Source organism: Rhizobium nepotum 39/7 (genome assembly GCF_000949865.1).
Lineage (GTDB): Bacteria > Pseudomonadota > Alphaproteobacteria > Rhizobiales > Rhizobiaceae > Agrobacterium > Agrobacterium nepotum.
This window is the reverse complement of record NZ_JWJH01000001.1, coordinates 284,356-304,882: the sequence shown is the minus strand read 5'-3', so window position 1 is coordinate 304,882 and position 20,527 is coordinate 284,356. Positions and strand designations below refer to the sequence as shown.

18 protein-coding genes are annotated in these 20,527 nt (G+C 59.7%); 3 read left to right on the top strand and 15 right to left on the bottom strand.

Annotation, left to right across the window (positions count from 1 at the left end; translation table 11 throughout):
* The 8 genes from RS75_RS01385 to RS75_RS01350 all read right to left on the bottom strand — a co-directional run bounded on the left by RS75_RS01385 (position 1) and on the right by RS75_RS01350 (position 9,130).
* The gene (locus tag RS75_RS01385; RefSeq protein WP_045016590.1) at positions 1 to 1,956 is read right to left on the bottom strand and encodes an acetoacetate--CoA ligase; all 1,956 of its coding nucleotides are present in this window, start codon (positions 1,954 to 1,956) and stop codon (positions 1 to 3) included.
* Positions 1,953 to 2,837, bottom strand: a complete 885-nt coding sequence (gene mmsB, locus RS75_RS01380; protein ID WP_045016589.1) for a 3-hydroxyisobutyrate dehydrogenase — start codon at positions 2,835 to 2,837, stop codon at positions 1,953 to 1,955. The genes RS75_RS01385 and mmsB overlap by 4 nt, the downstream gene beginning before the upstream one ends.
* Positions 2,838 to 2,850: 13 nt before the next feature.
* Positions 2,851 to 4,446: a GMC family oxidoreductase gene (locus tag RS75_RS01375; protein WP_045016588.1), complete on the bottom strand. Its 1,596-nt coding sequence runs from the start codon at positions 4,444 to 4,446 to the stop codon at positions 2,851 to 2,853.
* A 72-nt stretch (positions 4,447 to 4,518) separates the two neighbouring features.
* Entirely contained in the window at positions 4,519 to 5,526 is a 1,008-nt protein-coding gene (locus RS75_RS01370; RefSeq protein ID WP_045016587.1) for a branched-chain amino acid ABC transporter permease, read from the bottom strand.
* Position 5,527: 1 nt separating this feature from the next.
* On the bottom strand, positions 5,528 to 6,415 hold the full coding sequence (locus RS75_RS01365; RefSeq protein WP_045016586.1) for a branched-chain amino acid ABC transporter permease: 888 nt from the start codon (positions 6,413 to 6,415) through the stop codon (positions 5,528 to 5,530).
* A gap of 2 nt (positions 6,416 to 6,417) precedes the next feature.
* Positions 6,418 to 7,119, bottom strand: coding sequence for an ABC transporter ATP-binding protein (locus RS75_RS01360; protein WP_045016585.1), 702 nt, complete (start codon positions 7,117 to 7,119; stop codon positions 6,418 to 6,420).
* A 1-nt stretch (position 7,120) separates the two neighbouring features.
* The gene (locus tag RS75_RS01355) at positions 7,121 to 7,906 is read right to left on the bottom strand and encodes an ABC transporter ATP-binding protein (protein WP_045016584.1); all 786 of its coding nucleotides are present in this window, start codon (positions 7,904 to 7,906) and stop codon (positions 7,121 to 7,123) included.
* 15 nt (positions 7,907 to 7,921) lie between these two features.
* Positions 7,922 to 9,130, bottom strand: coding sequence for an ABC transporter substrate-binding protein (locus RS75_RS01350; RefSeq protein ID WP_045016583.1), 1,209 nt, complete (start codon positions 9,128 to 9,130; stop codon positions 7,922 to 7,924).
* Positions 9,131 to 9,362: 232 nt separating this feature from the next.
* Here RS75_RS01350 and RS75_RS01345 point away from each other — a divergent pair, with 232 nt between their 5' ends.
* Positions 9,363 to 10,280 carry a LysR family transcriptional regulator gene (locus RS75_RS01345; protein WP_084686337.1) on the top strand — a complete coding sequence of 306 codons (918 nt, stop codon included), beginning with the start codon at positions 9,363 to 9,365 and terminating at the stop codon, positions 10,278 to 10,280.
* A gap of 135 nt (positions 10,281 to 10,415) precedes the next feature.
* The gene (locus tag RS75_RS01340) at positions 10,416 to 11,438 is read left to right on the top strand and encodes an LLM class flavin-dependent oxidoreductase (RefSeq protein ID WP_045016581.1); all 1,023 of its coding nucleotides are present in this window, start codon (positions 10,416 to 10,418) and stop codon (positions 11,436 to 11,438) included.
* Positions 11,439 to 11,483: 45 nt separating this feature from the next.
* On the opposite strand, the gene RS75_RS01335 is transcribed toward RS75_RS01340, so the two are convergent.
* A complete protein-coding gene (locus RS75_RS01335; RefSeq protein WP_045016580.1) occupies positions 11,484 to 12,602 on the bottom strand; it encodes a mandelate racemase/muconate lactonizing enzyme family protein in 1,119 nt (372 codons plus the stop codon).
* 284 nt (positions 12,603 to 12,886) lie between these two features.
* On the opposite strand from RS75_RS01335, the gene RS75_RS01330 reads away from it, so the two are divergent.
* Complete coding sequence (locus tag RS75_RS01330) at positions 12,887 to 13,561, top strand: GntR family transcriptional regulator (RefSeq protein ID WP_045016579.1); 675 nt, start codon at positions 12,887 to 12,889, stop codon at positions 13,559 to 13,561.
* Positions 13,562 to 13,657: 96 nt separating this feature from the next.
* Here the strand turns inward: RS75_RS01330 and RS75_RS01325 are convergent, their stop codons facing one another.
* From RS75_RS01325 to RS75_RS01300, 6 genes are all read right to left on the bottom strand, one after another.
* Positions 13,658 to 14,503: an ATP-binding cassette domain-containing protein gene (locus tag RS75_RS01325; protein WP_045016578.1), complete on the bottom strand. Its 846-nt coding sequence runs from the start codon at positions 14,501 to 14,503 to the stop codon at positions 13,658 to 13,660.
* Positions 14,500 to 15,339, bottom strand: a complete 840-nt coding sequence (locus RS75_RS01320; RefSeq protein WP_052679642.1) for an ABC transporter ATP-binding protein — start codon at positions 15,337 to 15,339, stop codon at positions 14,500 to 14,502. The genes RS75_RS01325 and RS75_RS01320 overlap by 4 nt, the downstream gene beginning before the upstream one ends.
* Positions 15,340 to 15,342: 3 nt before the next feature.
* On the bottom strand, positions 15,343 to 16,257 hold the full coding sequence (locus tag RS75_RS01315) for an ABC transporter permease subunit (protein ID WP_045016577.1): 915 nt from the start codon (positions 16,255 to 16,257) through the stop codon (positions 15,343 to 15,345).
* The gene (locus RS75_RS01310) at positions 16,254 to 17,261 is read right to left on the bottom strand and encodes an ABC transporter permease subunit (RefSeq protein ID WP_045016576.1); all 1,008 of its coding nucleotides are present in this window, start codon (positions 17,259 to 17,261) and stop codon (positions 16,254 to 16,256) included. The genes RS75_RS01315 and RS75_RS01310 overlap by 4 nt, the downstream gene beginning before the upstream one ends.
* A gap of 62 nt (positions 17,262 to 17,323) precedes the next feature.
* Positions 17,324 to 18,928 carry an ABC transporter substrate-binding protein gene (locus RS75_RS01305; protein WP_045016575.1) on the bottom strand — a complete coding sequence of 535 codons (1,605 nt, stop codon included), beginning with the start codon at positions 18,926 to 18,928 and terminating at the stop codon, positions 17,324 to 17,326.
* Between the two features lie 114 nt (positions 18,929 to 19,042).
* Positions 19,043 to 20,230 (bottom strand): M24 family metallopeptidase, encoded by a 1,188-nt coding sequence (locus RS75_RS01300; RefSeq protein ID WP_045016574.1) that lies wholly within the window; start codon positions 20,228 to 20,230, stop codon positions 19,043 to 19,045.
* Positions 20,231 to 20,527 lie beyond the last annotated feature (297 nt).

The following is a 20,527-nucleotide window of genomic DNA, read 5'->3' as shown; positions in this document are numbered from 1 at the left end:
CTAATCCTTCAGTTGCGGCAGGTTGCGGAAAAGATCGAGCGCATCCGGATTGGCGAGCGCGTCGGCGTTTTTTACCGGCCGGCCATGGATGGTATCGCGAACCGCGATTTCCGAAATCTTGCCCGAGCGGGTGCGGGGAATGGCGCTGACGGCGATGATCCTTGCCGGGACGTGCCGTGGCGTCGCGCCTACACGGATGCGGCTACGAATGGTTTTTTCCAGCTCCTCCGTTAGGTCCGCCCCAACTTTCAGGCGCACGAAGAGAATGACCCGCTGGTCGCCATCGATATCCTGCCCGACGGCAATCGCTTCCTCAACCTCCGGCACGGTTTCCACCTGACGGTATATTTCCGCCGTACCGATGCGGACCCCACCGGGGTTGAGTGTCGTATCGGAGCGCCCATGAATGACATATCCGCCGGACGGACGCATTTCGGCAAAATCACCGTGCGCCCAGATGCCCGGAAAGCGGTCGAAATAGGCGGCCTGATACCGCGAGCCGTCGTCATCGCCCCAGAATTTGACCGGCATGGACAGATGAGCGTTGCGGCAGACGAGTTCGCCGGCAACGCCACGAACGGAACGTCCTTCATCATCCAGCGTATCGATATCCATACCCAGCATCGCGCCCTGCAATTCGCCGCGATGAACCGGTTGCAGCGGATTGCCGCCGAGGAAGCAGGCGCAGATATCCGTGCCGCCGGAAATGGAGGCAAGATGCACGTCGGTCTTCCAGTCGCGATAGATATAGTCGAAGGATTGCGGGATGAGCGGTGAGCCGGTGGAAAGAATTGTTCGCAGCGACGAAAGTCCGTGGCTTTCGCGCGGCTTCAACCCCGCTTTGAGGCAGGCGTCGATGAACTTGGCCGAGGTTCCGAAGGTCGCAATCTGTTCGGCGTCGATGAGGTCGATCAGCCGCGCAGGCGTTGGATAACCGGGATTGCCGTCATAGGTCACGAGCGTTGCGCCGAGCGCCAGACCGGATACCTGCCAGTTCCACATCATCCAGCCGCAGGTGGTGAAGTAGAAGAAACGCTCGCCTTGCCTGATATCGCATTGCAGCTTCTGTTCCTTCATGTGCTGAAGCAGTAGCCCGCCGCCGGAATGGGTAATGCATTTCGGTTTGCCGGTCGTGCCGGAGGAATAAAGGATCGCCAGCGGCGCGATGACCGGCAACCGGTTGAACGCGATTTCTCCCGGCTCATAAGGTGCTACGAAATCATCCAAGGTCACGCAGCCGAGATCGGAAAGGCTGACGGGAACAACATCACCGATCAACACGATCTTTTGAGGGGCCGCGCTTTCCGCAACGGCGCGGATGGTCGGACCAACATCGATGCGCTTGCCGGCATAACCATATTCCGGCACGGCGATGAGAATTTTCGGATCGATCTGCGACAGGCGGTCAGAGGCTCCAGCAGGGCCGAAATCCGGCGAGCACGACGACCAGATGGCTCCGATGGCGCTCGTCGCCAGATAGCTGACGATCGCCTCGATATCATGGGTGACGATGGCGCCGACGCGGTCGCCTTCTTTCACGCCCACTTGGACGAGCGCCTGCACCAGACGGGAGACATCCGAATAGAGCTGCCTGCGGCTTATCTCGCGCCGTGTACCGTCGTCCCGATGGGCGATGATGGCCAGTCGCTCATCGGCATCGCGCAGCAGGTTTTCGGCGTAATTGAGCCTTGCGCCCGGATAAAATTCGGCCTCGCGGATCGTCGCGCCAGGTTTGAACGCCGTTTCGCCGCGCGTGCCGATGATCCCAAGTTCATCCCACAAGGCATCGTAAAATTCGCCCGGCTCGTTGATGGACCAGCGCAGCAGGCCGGGATAATCATCGGCGGCAAGTCCGTGCAGCGGCGCGGTCCTTGTGGCAAAAACGAATAGCGATGAGCGCTCCAGCCGTTCCTCTGGTGGCACCCACAGAATATCCGACGGCGTGGCTTCCATCATGCTTCGCCTCCGCGCAGCATCTCGACGATGGCGGAAAAATCGCGCACGCCCCCGCCCTCATTGACGAAGTTCTCATAAAGCGCCGACGCCGCTGCGCCGAGCGGGGTGGAGATGCCGTTACCATTCGCGGCGGCTTGCGAAAGCTTCAGATCCTTCAACATCAGGGCGGCGGCAAAACCCGGTTGGTAATCATTGTTCGCAGGCGATGTCGGCACCGGCCCCGGCACCGGGCAATAGGTGGTGAGCGACCAGCATTGGCCGGAGGAGGTGGAGGCGACATCGAACAGCGCCTGATGCGAAAGGCCGAGCTTTTCGCCAAGCACGAAGGCTTCGGAAACCGCAATCATGGAAACGCCCAGGATCATGTTGTTGCAGATCTTGGCCGCCTGCCCGTTGCCGCCCCTGCCGCAATGCACGATCTTCTTGCCCATCGCTTCCAGCACCGGCCTTGCCACCGAGAAAGCCTCATCCTCGCCGCCGCACATGAAGGTCAATGTGCCGGCGCTAGCACCACTCGTGCCGCCGGAAACCGGGGCATCGACAGACGGGCAACCGGCGGAAGCGGCAAGTTCATGCGCTTTCAGGGCGCTTTCCATATCCACCGTCGAGCAATCGACAAGAAGCGTGCCGGCAGAGACCTTCCGGACCAGATCGCCATAGACCGAAACAACGTGCTCACCCTTCGGCAACATGGTGATGATCACCTCCGCCGCTTCCATGGCCTCGGTCGCATCCGCCGCGACGGGGATTCCGACCTCACGCGCCGCCACACGGCAGGCTTCGGAAAGGTCGAAACCCCTGACGGTAAAACCCGCCTTGACGAGATTGGCGGCCATTGGCAAGCCCATATGTCCAAGTCCGATAAAAGCGACGGTCTTCATGGGAGCGCTCCTCTCAACGATTGTCCGAAAGGATCATGTCGGCGGCCTTTTCGGCAATCATGATCGTCGGCGAATTGGTGTTCCCGGACGTGATCCTTGGCATGATGGATGCGTCCGCAACGCGCAGCCCGGCAAGCTTGCGGAATTTCAGCCGCGTATCGACGACACTTTCCGGATCCGATCCCATGCGAAGCGTGCCGACGGGATGGAATATGGTCGTGCCGATATCGCCCGCGGCACGGGCCAGATCGCCATCATTTTCAAAAGACGGACCGGGCCGGTATTCCTGCGGCTTGAACCGGGCAAAGGCGGGCTGAGCGACGATGCGACGCGTCAGCCGCATGGAATCTATGGCAACCTGACGATCGCCTTCAGTAGACAGATAGTTCGGGCGGATTTCCGGCTGCATGGCGAAATCCGGTCCTTTCACATGCACGGAACCCCGGCTTTCCGGCCGCAGATTGCACACACTTGCCGTAATGGCGGGAAAAGTGTGAACCGGATCACCGAACTTGTCGAGTGAAACCGGCTGGACATGATATTCCAGATCGGCGGTTTCTTTTTCCGGCGAGGAACGGGTGAAGACACCAAGCTGGCTGGGCGCCATCGACATCGGCCCGGAGCGGGTCAGCGCATATTCAAGGCCGATCCTTGCCTTGCCGAACAGGGTTGAGGCCCTTTCATTCAGCGTCAGAACGCCGGAGACCTTATAGACCATGCGCAATTGCAGATGGTCCTGCAGGTTCTCGCCAACGCCCTGAACTTCCGTCACGGTGTCGATACCGGCAGCCTGCAATACGTCGCCTCGGCCGATACCGGAAAGCTCCAGAACATGCGGCGAACCGACCGCACCGGCAGAAAGCACCGTCTCGCGCCGCGCAAGCACCTTTTTCAAAACGCCGTCGTGGTGGAACTCGACGCCCGTGACACGGCCTTCGTTGATGATGAGGCGCTTGACATGGGCCTTGGTCAAAACCGTCAGGTTCTTTCGGTCACGCGCCGGTCTCAGAAAGGCCTTGGCCGTGTTCCAGCGCCAGCCTGACCGCTGGTTTACATCGAAATAACCGGCACCCTCGTTGTCGCCCTGGTTGAAATCTTCGGTTGCGGGAATGCCGGCTTCGCCCGCCGCCTTCTGGAAGGCATCCAGCACATCCCAGCGCACGCGTGCCTTCTCCACCCGCCATTCGCCGCCGGTGGAATGCATGTCACTCCTGCCGCGATAAAAATCCTCCGACTTCATGAAATAGGGCAGGATATCGTTCCATCCCCAGCCCTCGCAGCCAAGCTGACGCCAGACATCGTAGTCTCGCGCCTGACCGCGCATATAGATCATGCCATTGATGGAAGAGCAGCCGCCCAGAACCTTGCCGCGCGGATAAATCAGCGCGCGACCGTTAAGCCCCGGCTCTTCCGCCGTCTTGAAACACCAGTCGGTGCGCGGATTGTTGATGCAATAGAGATAACCGACCGGAATATGGATCCAGTGGTAATTATCGTTGCCGCCCGCCTCCAGCAGCAGCACGCGGTGGTTCGGATCTTTCGAAAGGCGGTTGGCGAGAACGCATCCCGCACTTCCCGCTCCGATGACGATATAGTCGTATTCGCCCATTCTATTCTCCATACGGCGCCCTTGCCGCGTCACCGGGACGCGGAGGAAGTCATTTGCCTGTTTTAAAAAAAATTAGCTGCGGTGCTGAAACCCTAGTTTTCGCCCCAGCCGCGAAGCGTAAAATTCACCGATCAAACCGCGCCGGAACACCAGAACACAGGCCATGAAAACGAGGCCAGTGATGATAGTGACGGGGAAATCGGATGTCGCGAGATAGTTCTGCAGCGCGACGACAAGACCCGCACCGAAGATCGGGCCGATCATGGTGCCGATGCCGCCGAGCAGGGTCATCAGGATAACCTCACCCGACATCTGCCAGGCCACATCGGTAAGGGTCGCGAACTGGAACACCAGCGCCTTCAGGCCGCCCGCAAGACCGGCAAGCGCCGCCGACATGACGAAGGCGCCGAGCTTGTAACGTTGCACGCTGTAGCCCAGAGAAATCGCACGCTGCTCATTTTCACGGATGGATTTCAAAATCATGCCGAAGGGCGAGTTGACGAAACGCCAGATGACGAGAAGCGCGAGCACGAAAAAGGCCAGCACCGTGTAATAGATGTTCAGCGGCCCATTGAGATCGAGAAGGCCGAAGAGGTGGCCGCGCGGCACGCCCTGCAAGCCGTCCTCGCCATGGGTGAAAGGCGCCTGAAGGCAGAAGAAATAAAACATCTGCGAGAGCGCCAGCGTGATCATGGCGAAATAGATGCCCTGACGACGAATGGCGAAAAAGCCGATGACGAGGCCAAGAAGGGCCGCACCCGCCATGCCGATGATAAGGCCGATCTCGGGCGTGACGCCCCATTCCTTCACAGAATAGGCGGTGAAATAGGCCGCACCGCCGAAAAACGCCGCATGGCCGAAGGAAAGCAGCCCCGTATAACCGATCAGCAGATTGAAGGCGCAGGCAAACAGCGCAAAGCACAGGAGCTTCATCAGAAAGATCGGATAAACGAACATCGGCGCAGCGATCAACACGGCGAGACCAGCCAATATGAGCACGGTCTTGATGGTTGCGGCGGTTGTTGAAACCTCGGTATGCGGCATCGCACCGGCCGTCGGATTGTGAGTGGCTTTGGACATATCAGGCGTCCTTTCCGAAAAGTCCGGCGGGGCGGATGAGCAGCACAAAGGCCATGATGACGAAGATGACGATGTTGGACGCCTCCGGGTAGAAGACCTTGGTCAGGCCTTCGGCTATGCCCAGCATGTAACCGGTGACGATGGCGCCCATGATCGATCCCATGCCGCCAACCACGACAACTGCGAAGACGACGATGATGAGGTTGGTGCCCATCAGCGGTGAAACCTGATAGATCGGCGCTGCAAGCACGCCGGTGAAGCCGGCAAGGCCAGCGCCCAGCGCGTAGGTCAGCGTCAGAAGCACCGGCACGTTGATGCCGAAAGCCTGCACCAGCGTCGGGTTTTCCGTCGCCGCGCGCAGATAGGAGCCGAGCCTCGTCTTTTCGATCAACGCCCAGGTGGCGATGCAGGCGATGAGCGAAATGACGACGACGAAGGCGCGGTAATTCGGCAGGAACATGAAGCCGAGATTGGTGCCGCCGGCAAGCGCGCGCGGAACCGAATAGGGCTGGCCGGCAGCGCCATAGAGCCAACGGAACGTGCCCTCCACCACCAGTGCCAGGCCGAAGGTGAAGAGCAGCCCGTAAAGCGGATCAAGATCGTAAAGCCGCGACAGCATGAGACGCTCGACGATCGCGCCCAAGAGCGCCACGACGAGCGGCGTCACCACCAGCGCCAACCAGAAGCTGATGCCGAAATATTGCAGGCCAAGAAAAGCGATGAACGCGCCGAGCATATATTGCGCGCCATGGGCAAAATTGATGACGCGCAGCAGGCCGAAAATGACGGCAAGGCCGAGCGACAGCAACGCATAAAACGACCCGTTGATAAGGCCGATCAGCAATTGTCCGAGCAGAGCCTGAACCGGAACGCCGAAGAGCATCGTCATCGTTAAACTCCCAGCACTTTATTGAGTTCGCCCATGCGGTCGGAAAGCTCGCGCACCGGAAAATTGCTGACCATCTGGCCATGATCCATTAGGTAGAAACGGTCCGCGATGCGGCTGGCGAAACGGAAATTCTGCTCGACCAGAACCACGGTCATGCCACGGCTCTTCAAGGTCTTCAGCACCTCGCCGATGCGCTGCACGATAACCGGCGCAAGCCCCTCTGTCGGTTCGTCGAGCAGAAGAACCTTGACCCCGGTGCGCAGGATGCGCGCCATGGCAAGCATCTGCTGTTCGCCGCCGGAAAGTTTCGTGCCGGGGCTTGCCCGGCGTTCGTAAAGGTTGGGAAACAGCTCGTAGATTTCATCGAGCGTCATGCCACCGGACGCGACCACGGGCGGCAGCTTCAGGTTCTCCTCGACGCTCAGCGTCGCGAAGATGCCGCGCTCCTCCGGCACGAAACCGAGGCCATGTTTTGCCGTGCGATGCAGCGGCACCGGCATCATATCCTTGCCACCCAGCTTGATCACACCCTTGCGGTTACGAATGATGCCCATGATGGTGCGCAACGTCGTGGTTTTGCCCACGCCATTGCGCCCGAGAATGGTGATGGTTTCGCCCTCGCCGACCGTCAGATCGACACCGTGCAGCGCCTGGCTTTCGCCGTACCAGGATTTCAGGTTGGAGACTTCAAGCATTGCCGCCATATCAAGCCTCCTCCGTGCCCATATAGGCCGTGCGCACACGCGGATCGGCGGAAACGGCGGCATAATCGCCTTCCGCCAGAATTTCGCCCCGTTGCAATACCGTGACCTGATGACAGATATCGGCGACGACCTTCAGATTGTGTTCGACCATCAGCACTGCACGTGTCTTGGCCACCTCGCGGATGAGATCGGCGACATGCGCCACATCCTCGCCGCCCATGCCGGCCATCGGCTCGTCAAGCAGCAGAACCTTCGGATCGAGCGCAAGCGTGGTGGCGATTTCCAGTACACGCTTGCGGCCATAGGAAAGATCGGCCGCAAGTGCATATTTTTCCCGCGTCAGGCCAACCGTTGCGATCAGCTCCTCGGCGCGTGCATTGAGCCTGTCGAGCGACGACAGGGGCAACCAGAATTGCGTTGAAAGGTTGTTGGGCCTTTGCAACGCCACCCGCACGTTCTCCAGCACCGTCAGATGCGGAAACACCGCCGATATCTGGAATGACCGCACGAGGCCAAGCCGCGCCACCTTGTCCGGCGGCGTCTTTGTTATATCCGTTCCCATGAAGGTGATCGCCCCGCCCGTCGGCTGGAGAAACTTGGTCAACAGGTTGAAGACCGTAGTTTTGCCGGCGCCGTTCGGACCAATAAGCGCATGCACACGAGCGTGGTGAACGTCGAGATCGACGTTCTTCACAGCCGCGAATGCGCCGAAGGTCTTGGAGAGACCGCGCGCCGAAAGCACGATGCGTGGTTCCGCCTGACCGGCAGGGGCGGGAGCGATCATCATGAAGCTTTCCCCTTTTTACTGTGTCACGAGCGGGCAACCGCTTTTTGCGGGGTCCATGAAGGCTTCCTTGCCGGGGATGGTGGCAAGCACCTTGTAGTAGTCCCACGGCTGCTTGCTCTCATCCGGCTTCTTCACTTCCATGAGATACATGTCGTGGATCATGCGGCCGTTGGCTGCCACATGTCCGTCCTTTGCAAAGACGTCATTGACGGGCATTTCCTTCATGGCCTTGGCAACAGCATCGGCATCGTCGGTGCCGGCCTTTTCAATGGCCTTCAGATAATGCAGAACGGCGGAGTAGGTGCCTGTATGCACCATGTTCGGCATGGCGCCGGTGCGTTCCTTGAAACGTTCGCCGAACTTGCGCGATTCATCGTCGCGATCCCAATAGAACCCTTCCGTCAGCGTCAGCCCCTGCGCCGCCTCAAGTCCGAGACCATGCACTTCGGCAAGCGTGAAGAGGAGGGCTGCAAGCCGCTGGCCGCCCGCCACGATACCGAATTCGGCCGCCTGCTTGATGGCGTTGGACGTGTCGAGACCGGCATTGGCAAGGCCGATGACCTTCGCGCCCGATGACTGCGCCTGCAACAGGAAGGAGGAATAATCCGTCGTCGCCAGCGGATGGCGCACGGAGCCCAGCACCTTGCCGCCATTGGCCTTGACGAAATTGGCGGTGTTTTCTTCGAGCGAATAACCGAAGGCGTAATCGGCGGTCAGGAAGAACCAGCTGTCGCCACCCTGCTTCACCAGCGCGCCGCCAGTGCCGACCGCCAGCGAATAGGTGTCGTAGGCCCAGTGGAAACCATAGGGGCTGCATTGTTTGCCAGTCAGCTCGGTTGTTGCCGCACCCGTATTGATGGTGATCTTCTTCTTGTCCTTGGAGAGTGCCTGCACGGCAAGTCCGACAGAAGACGAGGTCAATTCCATGATCGAATCGACCTGCTCTGTATCGTACCATTGCCGGGCAATGTTGGAGGCGACATCCGCCTTGTTCTGGTGGTCGGCGGTCACCACCTCAACCGGTGCATCCAGCACCTTGCCGCCAAAATCCTCGACCGCCATCTTCGCGGCCTCATAAGAGTATTTACCGCCAAAATTGGCGTAGACGCCCGACTGGTCGTTCAGAATGCCGATCTTGACCTTGCCGTCCGAAATATCGGCAGCATAGGCGGCGGTGCCCGCGGCCAGTGCCATGGCCGTGGATAAAACGATACTCTTGCGCATGACTTCTCCTCCCAGAGATGATTGCGAGCCTCAGATGGGTCTGTGCAACGGTGAACGAAGCCGCGTGGCGGACTTTTTCAGCATTGCACCCGAACGGTCACACCGCCCTCCTCAAAGCGGCGCATCCTCAGCCTAGAGTTCTCGAATTCGTCCGTTGACACAAGAGCGGAGCATCATCAAATTGCGAACAGGAACTGTTCATTTTTGAACAGAACTCGCAATGGAGACAAAATTGGCCACCCCTTTTACCTGGGACGACCTGCAATATTTTCTGGCGGTGGCCCGCACCGGGCAACTCTCGTCGGCGGCCAGAAGCCTGCGCACCAGCCACGCCACCGTCTCCCGCCACATCGACCGGCTGGAATTCTCGCTTAAAACCAAGCTGTTCGAGCGAAACCCGCGCGGTTACGAACTGACAACGGTCGGGCGGCGGCTGGTCGATACCGTCGAGCGCATCGAGGCGGAAGCGGAAAGACTGCAATCGGATATTTCCGAAAGCGGCAGCCTGCTGCGCGGCGTGGTAAGGCTCAGCGCCCCGGAAGGTTTTTCCAACTTTTTCTTCGTGGAAAGGCTGAAAGACTTCGCCATCACCCATCCGCACATCATGGTGGAGATGGTGACGATCCAGCAGATCATGGCATTGTCCAGGAAAGAGGCGGATGTGGCGGTCACGCTCGATCCACCGAAAGCCGGTCCCTACATCAACGAACAGATCATCGATTACACGTTGCATATCTATGCCTCGCGCTCCTATCTCGCCAGCCACCCGAAAATCACCCGGCGCGAGGATTTGCCCGATCATTTTTTCATCGGTTACGTGCAGGACCTGATCTTCTCGCCGGGCCTCGATTATATGCGCGACGTGATGCCCGGCCTCAGGCCCAACTTCCAGTCATCGAGCATCTTTGCGCAGCTGACCGCAACCCTCAGCGGCCGTGGCCTTTGCATATTGCCGAATTTCATCGCCGCGCGCTTTCCGGATTTGCAGATGGTGCTTGCCGGGGAAGTGGAACTGCGGCGGGGATACTGGCTGACAAGCCATCAGGACCTTGCCAACGTGCCGCGCGTGCGCTCGCTGATGGATTTCATTCTGACGACAGCGCGCGCCCACGAAAATCTCTTCATCCTCGACCGCAAGACGATCGGCTGAAACGACCGTCGTTCACATTTCGGCGACACCGTGTCTACGGGTGGCGGATTGGAGAATCCGCGCCGTTGCCTATATGACTGACAACAACGATGCGGGCTGAAACAGCCGGTATTCTCCAACATTTGGAAGGTCATCATGAAAAAGATCGGATTTTTATCCTTCGGCCACTGGACGCCCTCGCCCCAGTCGCAGACCCGCTCGGCTGCGGACACGCTGCTGCAATCGATCGACCTTGCCGTCGCTGCGGAAGAACTCGGAGCCGACGGCGCCTATTTCCGTGTGCACCATTTCGCCCGCCAGCTGGCATCGCCCTTTCCGCTGCTGGCAGCCGTCGGCGCCAGAACGAAGAGCATCGAGATCGGCACCGGCGTCATCGACATGCGTTATGAAAACCCGTTCTACATGGTGGAGGATGCGAGTTCAGCCGATCTCATCGCCGGTGGGCGTCTGCAACTCGGCATCAGCCGTGGCTCTCCGGAACAGGTGATCGACGGCTGGCGTTATTTCGGCTTCCGCCCTGCCGAGGGTCAGACCGAAGAGGACATGGCGCGGCAACATACCGAGGTCTTCCTTGAACTTCTGAAGGGCGAAGGTTTCGCCGAACCGAACCCGCGACCGATGTTCCCCAACCCGCCCGGCCTGCTGCGCCTTGAGCCGCACTCCGAAGGGCTGCGCGAGCGCATCTGGTGGGGTTCCAGTTCCAATGCGACGGCGGTGTGGGCGGCAAAGCTTGGCATGAACCTGCAAAGCTCCACCCTGAAGACGGATGAAACGGGTGAACCGTTCCACGTCCAGCAGGCCGAACAGATCCGCACCTTCCGCGCCGCCTGGAAAGAGGCCGGACACGCACGCGAACCACGCGTTTCGGTCAGCCGCAGCATCTTCGCCCTCGTCAACGACCGCGACCGGTCCTATTTCGGTTACGGCAACGAGGGGGACGACAAGATCGGCTATATCGACGACAAGACGCGCGCGATCTTCGGGCGCAGCTATGCCGCCGAACCTGAAGCGCTGATCGAACAGCTGAAAGCCGACGAAGCCATCGCCGAGGCCGACACGCTGCTTTTGACCGTGCCGAACCAGCTGGGCGTCGACTACAACGCCCATGTGATCGAGACGATCCTCAAGCAGGTGGCGCCCGCGCTCGGCTGGCGCTAGGTCGATAAAATAAAAAGGCGGCGCATTCTCATGCGCCGCCTCTGTTCACTTCACCGATTTGCCATAACGGACAATGCTTTCGGCCAGAGGCGTAGTGCTGGCGCCCGGCTGCTCCGGGCGTTTGTAAACGCCGTCGCGAACGTGGATCGGCTCTTCGAAATGATCCTTGATCCACGGAATATATTCGAGAATGGTCGAGGCCGGGTGCCAGTAGCTCAGATGCACATGCACCTGGCTCATTTCGCCCGCATGCGGCACGACCGGCAGGCGATGGGCAAGCGCGAGATCGGCGACCTGGATATATTCGGTTATGCCGCCGAGCCGGGTGACATCCGGCTGGACATAGGCGACCGCTCCCGCATCGATGAATGACCGGAAGGCATCCACCGTATAAAGCTGCTCGCCGAGCGCAATGGGAATGGATGTGTTACGCGCCAGCCGCGCATGGCTCGTCACATCGTCATACCAGAGTGGTTCCTCGAACCAGTAGATATCCAGATCCTTCGCTGATGCGCAGAAGCGCTGGCATGTCGGCAGGTCCCATTTACCGTTGCCGTCAATGGCGATGCGGACGGAAGAACCGACGCGTTTGCGGACGGCGGCAAGGCGCCCGATGTCGATATTCGGATCATCGTGTCCGACCTTGATCTTCAGGCGGGTAAAGCCATCCTCTTCCACTGCCTTGGCGCTACCCGCCAGCAGATTTTCGAGATTGATGGAAAGCCAGCCTATATCGGTATTGTAGGCTTCCACCCCTGCCGTGTGTGCGCCGCCGAGGTAATGCCAGAGCGGCACGCCGGCCTTTTTCGCCTTCAGATCCCAGAGCGCCACGTCGATCGCCGCCAGCGCCAGATGCGTAATGCCGGCCCGGCCGACCCATTGCAGTGAAGGGTAACGGGCAAGCTTCGTCCAGAGCCTAGAATGTTCGGACGCATCCTCACCCACCAGCAAGGGCGCATAACAATCGCTGATGCAGGATGTGATAAGCCTGTCGGACGGCAAATGCGCGTGGGTGCCAGTAAAACCATAGCCTTCAAGGCCGTCATCCGTCGTGATTTTTGCACCGACGACGCCCCAATGGGTGATGCTGTGGGTGGAATCGGAGATGGACGCCGATGTCAGCGGCAGATGCAGGATGAAAGGTTCGATAGCGGTTATCTTCATGATCGGTCAATTCCTCGACGCTTGAGCGGCTTTTCGGGAGGAACAAACGGAAGGCCCTGCCTGATCGATGCTCCGCCGATGAACGGACAGTATCTCGCCACCACCCCTCGACCATTGGCGGCAAGAGATGAAAACTCAGAGGGCTTGCCCGACCGCCCTCCTCCAGCAGCCCGGCTTCCGATGACAGATACAGCTAACGGAAAAACGGCCTTTGTAAAATAAAAAATTTTTTATTTTTAATATTCAAACATTGCCAGCCTTTCGGAGTTGCGCGATGATGGCTCATGAACACGCTGGTCAAAATCACACTCGCCGAACAGGCGCATCGGGAACTGCGGGCGCGCATCGTCAGCGGCAGATTACGCGGCGGCGAACGCCTGCTGCCCAACGAGCTTGCCGCCGATCTCGGCATCAGCCCGACGCCGGTCAAGGAAGCCTGTGTGAAACTCGAGGCGGATGGGTTGGTGGTCAATTCCTCCCGGCGCGGCATGGTGGTGCGCGATTTTACCGTGGAGGACGTGGAAGAACTTTACGCCGCCAGAATGCTGCTGGAAAAAGGTGCTGTGGAAGTGGCTTTCGACGCCGGGCAACTGGACGAGGCGCTGCATACGCAGCTTCTGGAGAGCCTTGCGAAACACCGCGAATTTGCCAAAGGACCCACACTGGACGAGCTGTCGAAGGCGCTTTTTCACGATCGCAGCTTTCACACCACCCTTGTGTCGGCCGCACGCATTCCGGTCATCTCCGGCACGCATGAGCGCATTCTCGACCAGACCCACACGGTTTTCGTATCGATCCTCGGTGACTACGCCCGTTCTGTTGAGGAACACCAGAATATTGCCGATGCTATCGCCGCCCGCAGCAAGGGTCAGATTGTCGATGCCCTGGGGCGGCATCTGGAGCGCAGCCGGCAGAATACACTGCGGCAGGTTCGCCTGCTCAGAGACGCAGGAGCCTGATCCGTTCAAACGCTCGGCGTCAGTGATTTTTGAAGTCTTGAAAAAGAACAGGCCGGAAATCCGGCCTGTTTCACTTATTTGTGGGTCAATCCACTCTCAAGCCGTCGCAGCCTGTCGTGCCGCCTTGCGGCGCTCCACGCGGGCGCGGATGGCATCCACGTCCGTTATCGGCGTGGCGGCAAAAAGCTGGCGCGTATAGGCGTGTTTCGGATCGGCAAACAGTTCCTCGCGCGTCCCCTGCTCCACGGCCACGCCCTTCGAGATGACCATCACGTCATCGGCGATATAACGGACCACGGAAAGATCGTGGCTGACGAACACATAGGTCAGCTGGAACTCTTCCTGCAAATCCGCCAGCAGGTTCAGCACCTGCGCCTGCACCGAAAGATCGAGCGCAGAGACCGGCTCGTCCAGCACCAGCAGTGCCGGGTTGAGCATCAGCGCCCGCGCAATCGCGATGCGCTGCCGTTGGCCGCCTGAAAACATATGCGGATAACGGTTGAAGTGTTCCGGACCCAGCCCGACCTTCACCAGCATGGCTTCGGCCCGCTCGCGACGCTCGGAAGCCGGCATCCTGGTGTTGATGACGAGCGGCTCCATCAGCACATCGCCAACCTTCTGGCGCGGATTGAGGCTGCCATAGGGGTTCTGGAACACCATCTGCACCTTGGAGCGCATGTCAGGGCCGGGACGGCGCTTGGCGATATCGACGGGCTGACCGTCGATCTTCAACTCACCGCCGGATGCCGGGTCGATCAGCGCGATGATGCGCGCAAGTGTCGACTTGCCCGAACCGGATTCGCCGACGATGGCCAGCGTCTTGCCACGTTCGACCGCAAAATCGATGCCCTGCAGCGCCTGAACCGTCCTTGCGCCGCCAAACAGGCCGCCCGGAACGTGATAATGGCGGGTGATACCCTTGCCTTCGACAACGATGCTCATTGAACGCCCTCCTTGCCGAGGAAATCGGAAACCGTGGGCAGACGGTCGCCGATCGCATTTTCCGGCAGGGCCGAAAGCAATGCCTTGGTGTAGGGATGCTGCGGCGCCTCGAACAGGCTCAGCACATCCGCCTCCTCGATCTTGCGGCCCTTATATTGCACCACGACACGGTCTGCGGTTTCAGCCACCACACCCATGTCATGCGTGATGAGGATCAGCGCCATGCCGTATTCTTCCTGCAGTTTCATCAGCAGATCGAGAATCTGCTTCTGGATCGTCACGTCGAGTGCGGTGGTCGGCTCGTCGGCGATCAGCAGGCGCGGCTTGGAGGCGATCGCGATGGCGATCATAACGCGCTGGCACTGGCCGCCGGACATCTGGTGCGGATAGGCGTTGAGCTTGGTTTCCGGGTCGGGAATACCGACGGAACGGAACAGTTCCAGCGCACGCGCACGCGCAGCGGACCGTCCCATGCCGAGATTGAGGCGCAGCACCTCCTCGATCTGGAAACCGACCGTAAACGACGGGTTGAGCGAGGCGACCGGTTCCTGGAAGATCATGGTGATCTCACGGCCGATCAGCTTGCGGCGCTCCTGCGGCGACATGGCCAGCAGGTTTATGCCGTCGAAGATCATCTCGTCGGCGGTAATCGTCGCCGTATCGGGCAAAAGCCCCATCACGGCGAGCATGGATACCGACTTGCCGGAACCGGACTCGCCGACGATGGCCAGCACTTCATGCTTGTCCACGGAAACGTCGACGCCGTTGACAGCCGTGAAAGCGCCGGTAGCGGTGGCGAACTTGACGGTGAGGTTCTTGATTTTCAGCAGGCTCATCGCTCAGCTCCGCTTCAGTTTGGGATCGAGCGCATCGCGCAGCCCGTCACCCATCAGGTTGATGGCAAGCACCGAAACGAGGATCGTGAGGCCCGGAAGGGTAACGACCCACCAGGCGCGCAGAATGAACTCGCGGGCTTCGGCCAGCATCGTGCCCCATTCGGAGGCGGGCGGCTGCGCGCCCATGCCGAGGAAGCCGAGAGCCGCCGCATCGAGAACCGCAGACGAGAAGGAGAGCGTCGCCTGCACAATCAGCGGCGCAAGGCAGTTCGGCAGGATGGTCTTGAACATCAGCCGGAAATTGCCGGCACCCGCCACACGGGCGGCGGTGACATATTCGCGCCGGAGCTCGCTCATGACAGCCGCGCGCGTCAGACGGGCGAAATGCGGCTGATAGACGATGGCGATGGCGATCATGGCATTGGTGAGCCCCGGCCCGAGGATCGCAACCAGCACCAGTGCCAGAAGCAACGACGGAAACGCCAGGATCACGTCCATCACGCGCATGATGACGGTATCGACCCAGCCGCCGAAGAAACCGGCGACGAGACCGATGACAATGCCGCCGACAAGGGCGATGGAGACGACGACGACACCGATGAACAGCGAATATTGCGCGCCGTAGATAAGCCGGGACAGCATGTCGCGGCCGACAGCATCAGTGCCGAGCAGGAATGCGGCGCGGCCTCCATCCTGCCAGACCGGCGGGACGAGCAACGCATCTCTATATTGCTGGGTCGGATCATGCGGCGCAATCACGGCTGCGAAAACCGCGATCAGAACCAGAAGAAGGAAGACGGCAAGGCCGATGACGGCGCCGCGATTCTGGCGGAAATAGAACCAGAAATCGGCGATCATCCGGCGGCGGATGGCGGCGTCAGAAAGCCTGACGACGGGAGCTGTGGTCACATCGCTCATTTGTGACGGATCCTCGGATTGATGAGGCCATAGGTCAGATCGACAAGCAGGTTGACGACCATCACCAGACCCGCAATCAGAAGCAGGCCGCTCTGCACGACCGGATAGTCGCGGCGCGAGATGGAATCGATCATCCACTTGCCGATGCCCGGCCAGGAAAAGATGGTTTCGGTCAGGATTGCGCCCGCCATCAGCACGCCGATCTGCAGGCCGATGGTGGTGATGACCGGGATCATGGCGTTGCGCAATGCGTGAACGCCGACGACGCGGGACCGCGACATGCCTTTCGCACGCGCTGTCCGCACGTAGTCCTCACCCAGGACTTCCAGCATGGCCGAACGCGTCTGGCGCGCAATGACCGCAAGCGGAATGGTGGCAAGCACCACCGAGGGCAGGATGAGATGGGACAAAGCCGAGACGAAAGCGCCCTTCTGCCCCGAAATCAGGCTGTCGATCAGCATGAAACCGGTGACGGAGGGGAAGAAATACATCAGCGAGATGCGGCCCGAAACCGGCGTCCATTGCAGGATGCCGGAGAACATGATGATAAGCAGCAGGCCCCACCAGAAGATCGGCATCGAAAAACCGATCAGCGCCGTCGTCATGGAAATCTGGTCGAACCACGAGCCACGGCGGATAGCGGCGATGACGCCGACCGGCACGCCGATCAGCGTTGCGATGATGATGGCGACAAGGCCAAGCTCGACTGTCGCTGGGAAGAGCGCGAGGAACTCGGTGAAGACCGGCTTCTTGGTGACGAGGGAATTGCCGAGATCGCCCTGAAGGAGCCGTCCGAGAAAATGGAGATATTGCTGCCAGATTGGCTGGCTGAAGCCGAGCTGTTCGGCAAGTTGTGCATGCCGTTCGGGCGAAATGCCACGCTCGCCGGCCATCAACAGCACGGGATCGCCCGGCAGGACGCGCACGAAGGCGAAGGCGACGATGGTAATCCCGAGGAATGTCGGAACGAGATAGAGAAGTTTGCCGAGAATGAACCGAATCATGGTTTTTTCCTGAAAAGACGCGCGGAAGAACAGGGTTCTTCCGCGCGTCCTGTTGTTTGGGATTACTCCGCGATATCGACGGATTCGAAGGTGAAGTCGCCAAGCGGGCTCATGGTGAAGCCGGAAACCTTGGTGGACATCGGAACGAACTGCGTGGAATGCGCAAGCGTCGCCCACGGAGCCTGTTCCTTGAAGATCACCTGCGCCTGCTCATAAAGCTTGGTGCGCTCGGCGACGTCCGTGGCCTGCTTCGCCTTGGAAATCAGGTCGGAGAACTCCTTGTTGCACCATTGCGCACGGTTCGTGCCGCCTTCGCCTGCGGAAGCGCAGGAAAGCAGAACGCCCATGAAGTTATCAGGGTCACCGTTGTCGCCGGTCCAGCCGAGGATGACGGCGCCGTCGCGGTTCACTTCGGTCGACTTCTTGAGGTATTCACCCCACTCGAAGGAGACGATCTCGGCCTTGACGCCAACTTTCGCGAAATCCGACTGGATCAGCTCGGCGGTGCGGCGGGCATTCGGCATGTAAGGACGCTGAACCGGCATCGCCCAGATCTTCATCGACAGATCCTTGACGCCAGCGGCTTCGAGAGCCTTCTTGGCAGCTTCCGGATCATAAGCATCGTCCTTGATGCTGTCGTTGTAGGACCACATCGTCGGCGGGATCGGGTTCTTGGCAACAGTGCCGGCACCCTGGAACACGGCGTCGATGATTGCCTGCTTGTTCATCGCCATGTTCAGCGCCTTGCGGACTTCCGGCTTGTCGAAAGGCGCAACAGTGGTGTTGTAGGCGAAGTAGGCAACGTTCAAGCCCGGCTGTTCATCGAGCTTGAGGTTGGAATCGGCGCGGATGGTGGCAAGGTCTGCCGGTGCCGGGTAAGGCATCAGGTGGCATTCGCCCGCCTTCAGCTTCTGCAGGCGAACGGCAGCGTCCGGCGTGATCGCGAAGATCAGATCGTCGATCTTCGGCGCGTCGCCCCAGTAGTCGGCGTTCTTCTGGTAGCGGATGACCGCGTCCTTCTGATAGGCGACGAACTTGAACGGACCGGTGCCGATCGGCAGGTTGTTGAAGTCTTCCTTGGTGCCTGCCTTGTCCAGCGTATCGGCATATTCCTTCGACACGATCGAAGCGAAAGGCATGGCGATATTGGCGAGGAACGGCGCTTCAGGGCGCGTCAGCACGAACTTGACGGTATAATCGTCGACCTTGACGATTTCCTTGATCAGCGACGGCATTTCCATGGAGTTGTAATATTCGTAGGTGATGCCTGCGATATACTGGTTCCACGGGTTCTTCGCGTCACCCTGGCGGTTGTAGCTGAAGATCACGTCATCGGCGTTGAAATCGCGGCTCGGGGTGAACTTCTCGTTGGAATGCCACTTCACGCCCTTGCGCAGGTGGAACGTGTATTCGAGGCCATCGCTCGAAACTTCCCATTTTTCGGCAAGGCCCGGCTCAACTTCGGTCGTGCCCTTCTTGAACTCGGTCAGACGGTTGTAGACCGGATGCGCGGAGGCATCGAAGGTGCCGCCAGCGGTGTAAGGCGAAGGATCGAAGCCTTCCGGAGATGCCTCGGAGCAATAAACGAAGGTCTTCGCCATGGCAGGCACGGCGGAAGCCATCGCAAGCGCAGAGGCTATAAGCAAACTGCGGGTCAGCATTTTCATCTGGTGGTCCTTTCCCTCTTTTTCTGAGTTTATGCGGCCCTAAGGGGCCTACCTGTTCTGGTCAGCAGCGACACAGAGACTGTGCCGCCGTTCGGTCCTTTGCCTCCCGACCAATTACCTGGCGACCGGCTGGAACAGCCGGTCGAGGTTCTTTTCCGGCGGGCAGAACCAGCGCGGTCCCGCCTCCGTCATATAAGCAATATCCTCCAGACGAACGCCGCATTCTCCATAGACGCACAGCATCGGCTCTATGGAAAAGCACATTCCCGGCTCAAGCCTCGTCGCATTTCCTGCAACGATATAGGGTTCTTCGTGAATATCCAGCCCGAGGCCATGACCGGTGCGATGCGGCAGGCCCGGAACCTGATAATCCGGCCCGAAACCGGCCGCCTTCAGGCTGTCGCGCGCGGCCTTGTCCACATCCGAGCAGGCAGCGCCGATCCGGGCTGCGGCAAAGGCCGCTGCCTGTGCGTCGCGTTCGGCGGTCCAGAGAAAACGCTGCCGTTCCGTAGGCTGGCCGAAGACATAGGTGCGGGTGATATCCGAACGGTAGCCATAGAGAATGCCGCCGAGATCGACCAGCACCATATCGCCGTCATCAAGCGTCTGCGCATAGGGCACGCCATGCGGATAGGCCGTCGCCTCACCGAACTGCACCGCCACGAAAAGCGGTTTCAGACCGAGCGCGATATGTGCGGCGTTAACGAAGTCGGCAACTTCCGTGGTGGAAATGCCGGGGCGCAACCCCTCGAACACGGCCTTCTGCACGCCGTAGCTCGCATCCATCGCCGCCTGGATGATGGCGATTTCGGCCGCGGATTTGACCTGTCTTTGCGCGACGATCAAAGGTTGGGCGGAAATGATGCGGCCTTCCAGACGTTGCATCAGGGCCGACGCGAAAACGAAAGGAGTGGCGGGATCGATCGCGACAAGGTGGCCGGGGCAGCCGAGCGCTTCGATGCGTTTTGCCATCAGGTCGAAAGGACTTTCATCCTCTTCCCAGACGGCAACGTCGCCCTCGATACGGATCATCGTCCGTAGCTTCGGTTCTTCAAATGCCGGGCTGACATAGACCGGTTTGCCTTCTGCCGGCACCAGAGCGCCATGAATACGCTCCGAAACACCAAGCGAAAGGCCGGTATAATAGGTCAGCGACGATGATGCATCGAGCCAGACCGCCTTGATATTTTGCTGTATTAGTTGCGCTTGCAGGCCGCGCAACCGCAACCCGAACTCGTCTTCAGCGATCGATGAAACCGCGATCGGCTGAAACCGCTTCAGCGCCTCTTGAAAGTCTGCCATTCTCTCCCCGCCGCTTTCAGGCGCACAGACACAAACGTGTCGGCAACTCCCAAGCGTTCTTTTGCCAATGCTTAAACACAGGCCGGGGCCTAAGCAATGGGCCAACACCATGCACCGCCACAAAACTGTGCATATTCATCTAGACATAACGAAATCGTGATCGGCACATGTCCGATTTCGATAATCGTCGCCTTGACGGGGGAATCCAAAATCCCCCGGAAACTTAAGGGGAAAGCGGATATCGATCATCCGGGCGCAGATGGCGCGCAGGAGCCTGATCGCGAGGTGTATCCGAAA

Coding starts and splice junctions, on each gene's coding strand:
- RS75_RS01385 (WP_045016590.1), bottom strand. CDS start 1,956: ATGATGGAAGCCACGCCGTCGGATATTCTGTGGGTGCCACCAGAGGAA.
- mmsB (WP_045016589.1), bottom strand. CDS start 2,837: ATGAAGACCGTCGCTTTTATCGGACTTGGACATATGGGCTTGCCAATG.
- RS75_RS01375 (WP_045016588.1), bottom strand. CDS start 4,446: ATGGGCGAATACGACTATATCGTCATCGGAGCGGGAAGTGCGGGATGC.
- RS75_RS01370 (WP_045016587.1), bottom strand. CDS start 5,526: ATGTCCAAAGCCACTCACAATCCGACGGCCGGTGCGATGCCGCATACC.
- RS75_RS01365 (WP_045016586.1), bottom strand. CDS start 6,415: ATGACGATGCTCTTCGGCGTTCCGGTTCAGGCTCTGCTCGGACAATTG.
- RS75_RS01360 (WP_045016585.1), bottom strand. CDS start 7,119: ATGGCGGCAATGCTTGAAGTCTCCAACCTGAAATCCTGGTACGGCGAA.
- RS75_RS01355 (WP_045016584.1), bottom strand. CDS start 7,906: ATGATGATCGCTCCCGCCCCTGCCGGTCAGGCGGAACCACGCATCGTG.
- RS75_RS01350 (WP_045016583.1), bottom strand. CDS start 9,130: ATGCGCAAGAGTATCGTTTTATCCACGGCCATGGCACTGGCCGCGGGC.
- RS75_RS01340 (WP_045016581.1), top strand. CDS start 10,416: ATGAAAAAGATCGGATTTTTATCCTTCGGCCACTGGACGCCCTCGCCC.
- RS75_RS01335 (WP_045016580.1), bottom strand. CDS start 12,602: ATGAAGATAACCGCTATCGAACCTTTCATCCTGCATCTGCCGCTGACA.
- RS75_RS01330 (WP_045016579.1), top strand. CDS start 12,887: ATGAACACGCTGGTCAAAATCACACTCGCCGAACAGGCGCATCGGGAA.
- RS75_RS01325 (WP_045016578.1), bottom strand. CDS start 14,503: ATGAGCATCGTTGTCGAAGGCAAGGGTATCACCCGCCATTATCACGTT.
- RS75_RS01320 (WP_052679642.1), bottom strand. CDS start 15,339: ATGAGCCTGCTGAAAATCAAGAACCTCACCGTCAAGTTCGCCACCGCT.
- RS75_RS01315 (WP_045016577.1), bottom strand. CDS start 16,257: ATGAGCGATGTGACCACAGCTCCCGTCGTCAGGCTTTCTGACGCCGCC.
- RS75_RS01310 (WP_045016576.1), bottom strand. CDS start 17,261: ATGATTCGGTTCATTCTCGGCAAACTTCTCTATCTCGTTCCGACATTC.
- RS75_RS01305 (WP_045016575.1), bottom strand. CDS start 18,928: ATGAAAATGCTGACCCGCAGTTTGCTTATAGCCTCTGCGCTTGCGATG.
- RS75_RS01300 (WP_045016574.1), bottom strand. CDS start 20,230: ATGGCAGACTTTCAAGAGGCGCTGAAGCGGTTTCAGCCGATCGCGGTT.